Origin of the sequence: Sphaerochaeta sp. S2 (genome assembly GCF_016406725.1) — a bacterium.
In the GTDB taxonomy this organism is placed as follows: Bacteria; Spirochaetota; Spirochaetia; order Sphaerochaetales; family Sphaerochaetaceae; genus Sphaerochaeta.
In genome coordinates, this window is record NZ_JAEKNT010000244.1 from 1 (window position 1) to 3452 (window position 3452).

3 protein-coding genes and 1 rRNA gene are annotated in these 3452 nt (G+C 49.7%); all 4 read right to left on the reverse strand.

What is annotated here, in order from left to right:
- A partial coding sequence (locus tag JF818_RS06945; RefSeq protein ID WP_198891306.1) for a DNA repair protein RecN occupies positions 1-1322 on the reverse strand: 1322 nt, incomplete at its 3' end.
- A complete protein-coding gene (locus JF818_RS06950) occupies positions 1315-2178 on the reverse strand; it encodes an NAD(+)/NADH kinase (protein WP_198891307.1) in 864 nt (287 codons plus the stop codon). The genes JF818_RS06945 and JF818_RS06950, both read right to left, overlap by 8 nt.
- Before the next feature lie 10 nt (positions 2179-2188).
- Complete coding sequence (locus tag JF818_RS06955) at positions 2189-3220, reverse strand: DegT/DnrJ/EryC1/StrS family aminotransferase (protein ID WP_198891308.1); 1032 nt, start codon at positions 3218-3220, stop codon at positions 2189-2191.
- A gap of 125 nt (positions 3221-3345) precedes the next feature.
- Positions 3346-3452: ribosomal RNA gene (rrf, locus tag JF818_RS06960) — 5S ribosomal RNA — on the reverse strand; the annotation flags it as partial.

The following is a 3452-nucleotide window of genomic DNA, read 5'->3' on the forward strand; positions in this document are numbered from 1 at the left end:
ATACGTGACAGCTCCCCTCCACTGGCTACATCCTTTATGGAACGCATTTCCAGCCCAGGGTTTGCACAGATATCATAGCTTACTTCATCTGTTCCCTGTGGTCCTGGTTGTATTTGGGTGAAGGTGATAGAGAAGCGTGCCTCCTTCATCCCAAGGGTCCTGAGTTTCTGCTCGACCTGGGAGGAAAGCCTCTGTGCAGCCTTCTGTCGTTTTTGTGAGAGCACTTCGGCTTTGCTGGCCACTAGGTCGGCTGCAGAAGCAATCTGTTTCTCCAGTTTGCTTAGCCAGATTTCCTGTTCCTCAGTAAGATTGAGACGACTCTGGCTCTCCTGGTAGAAGGAACAGACCGCTTCAAGCGTGTGTCCATATTTTTTCTTCAACCGTTGCAGGCTGGCAAGCCTACCCTGCAACCTGTCGAGTTCTTCCTCACTGTAGCTCATGGATGAGCGGTAGTCGCGGATACTTTCATAGATATCTTCGATCTCAATGGTAGCACTTTCAAGACGGGAAACATACTCGGCCAAGGATTGGTCGGCTTTTGCAGCATTGCTAATCTCGGAGCCTGCAAGGGAGAGAGAGGCAAGGGCACTGGTCCCCATCTCCCCTCCGTGCAGTGCTCCAATGGCTGAGCTCAACGATTCATGGATCTGCTCATAGCTTGCAATCACCCTTACCTGCTCAGCTATCTCGTCATCTTCTCCTGGTTTGGGATCTATCTTTGCAATCTCTTCAACAGCAAAGCGAAGAAAATCCTCTTCCTTCTGTGATTGTTCAAGCTGTTGTTTTTTCTTCACCAGTTCATCTTTCAACCCCAGGTATGATTCATATGCAGAGCGGTAGGCCATCCTCTCTTCATCGCAATTCCCATAGACATCAAGCACCGCAAGCTGGTTAGCCGCGCTGAGCAAACTCTGGTGATCCCTCTGTGCACTGATATCAAGCAGTTCCTTGCTGATCGCAGCCAACTCTGTTCGGCTGGATAGACGACCTTGCAAGGATACCGAGGAACGTCCATTATTCTTGATGGTCCTGCTGACGATCAGGCTCTCATTGTCAAGGGAAATGCCTTCCCGTTCGAGATATGCAGCCAAGTTTGGAGGATAGGGAGGATCAAGGGAAAAGGAGGCTCTTACCGTTGCACTCTCCTGTCCGCTTCGGATGGATTGTACTTCGGTTTTCTCACCCAAGAGCAGGGAAAGGGCTCCCAGGATTATTGACTTTCCTGCACCGGTCTCACCAGTTATCACCGTGAATCCATCAGGAAACTCGATGACACTGTCTTCGATCAGTGCATAGTTGTGTATTTCAAGCCGCTCAAGCATGCAATCCTCCCCCGGACCAATTTAGTTTATCACGTAATACTTCTATATAGTTACGCCTTTCGCTTGCGACCAGCAGTGCCTTGCTCTGGGATTTTTCCACAACAATCATATCATCTTCCTGCAAACAGAAGTTTTGTTGTCCATCCACCGAGAGCATTAATCCGGTTCTCTGTCCTTTTGGGATGGTCAGAGTGATGGTCGAGTCCCCGCTAACCACCAGTGGCCGGTTGGACAAGGTGAATGGACAAATAGGGGTTATGATCAAGGAAGTAAGGTCAACATCCAATATTGGCCCACCGGCAGCGAGGCTGTAGCCCGTGGAACCGGTCGGGGTTGCGATAATCATGCCGTCCGAGCGAAAGAATCCTGCCTCTGTTGACCCGATACGCAGAGAGAGGCTGACGACTTTACTGATACCACTGGAGGATACCACCATCTCATTCAATCCGTGAGCGGTGAATACCTTTTTGCCTTTCCTGAATACCCCTACCCTGATCATCAGTCTTCTGCTGATGGTGTTCTTTCCTTCCAGGAAGTAATCAATAGCTTCCTGCCACTCCTCCACCGATATCTCCGTGATGTAACCAAAGGTTCCTACGTTGATGGCAAGGATGGGGATTCCCAAATCCTGGAGGTAGCGCGCACAGTAGAGTACCGTCCCGTCCCCTCCAAGACAGATGACCAAGTCGGTGTCCTTATTCACGACCAAGGGTTCGTTTCCCTTGTTCGTTCTGCTTACACTACTTTCAATCCCCTTCTCAGCAAGGTAGTCGACAATTGTCTGGGAGAGGGTATGGGATGTCTTCTTGCTCCAGTTTGCAATGATCAATACATGACGTACCTGTCTCTGTTCCATAGTTGACTCCTTACGGAAGGTGGCTGATGACCTTCATCAATAACTCAGTATCTGATTGTTTCAGGAATGGGTAAAGAGGAAGCGATATTCCTCTGAGATGGGGAGGAAGGGCTTTCGGGAAAAGATCAAATCGGTCGCTGTACCCCTTAGCCAAGGTGTCTGAGAACGTTTTCTGTGCAGAAACCTGATACTTGTTCGCAAATTTGATGGCATCCTCGGCTCTGGAGTCCAAGACAACGCAAAATCCATATCCATTGGGTTTGAAATCTATGTTCCCAATTCCATACAGCTTGTGTTCAGTCTTGAGAAGTGCATTGGAAAAAAGCGTATAGAACTCCCTTCTCTTGGAAAGATGGTCATCAAGGTTGGAAAGCTGGATCAATCCCAGAGCTGCATTCATATCGGGAAGTTCTACATACTCCCTATATTCACGGAATAGTGCACTGAGTGTCTTCTGGTAATCACCATGCATGATGGCGAGTACTGCTCCCCCAGCTGCACTGACCACAGCATCCTCTTCCATTGCACACACAACCAGGTCTCCAAAACCACCGGCTTTCTCTTCATCAAAGCAGCTACCAAGGCTTTGGCTGATGTCCTCGATGACAGGAATACCAAGTGATCGGTATTCACAGTGCAGCGGTATCTGGCACATTGGTTCATGAATCAAGAGTGCCTGTGCTCCTTCCTCGACAAGGCGAGACGCCTCTTCCTGGCTGAGACAACCACTCTCCTCATCTATATCGCCGAGTACCAACTCGAGTTGCATTTCTTTTGCTATTAAGGCGTAGAGTGAAGGAGAGAGCACACTCACCCCTACTTTTGCCCCTGGTGGAAGAGAGAGCGTGAGCAATGCTGCACGCAAAGCATCGGGATAACTGCGAAGGGCAATCCCCTCTCCGGCTCCAATATAGGTACAAAACTGTTTCAGAAACTCATTCTTGCGTTCTCCCGGCCCGATACGTTCATCCACCATGGTCTGCAATACTGCATCCATGTCTTTCCTGCGTAGGGTCGGTTTATAGAATGGGATTAAAGCCACAGGTTCCTCCTCGGGCAAGTATAGCCGGATTCCTTGGCAATTGAAAGGTACAAAATGGGGAGGAGAACTCTCTCTTAATAAAAATACCCTCCGGCAAAGGAGGGGATGGAGGGAAAAAGAAAAAGGCCCGGCGGCTACCTACTCTCCCACGGCTAACCGTAGTACCATCGGCGTGAGGGTGCTTAACTTCCGTGTTCGGGATGGGAACGGGTGTGTCCACCCTGCTGTGGCC

Coding starts and splice junctions, on each gene's coding strand:
- JF818_RS06950 (WP_198891307.1), bottom strand. CDS start 2,178: ATGGAACAGAGACAGGTACGTCATGTATTGATCATTGCAAACTGGAGC.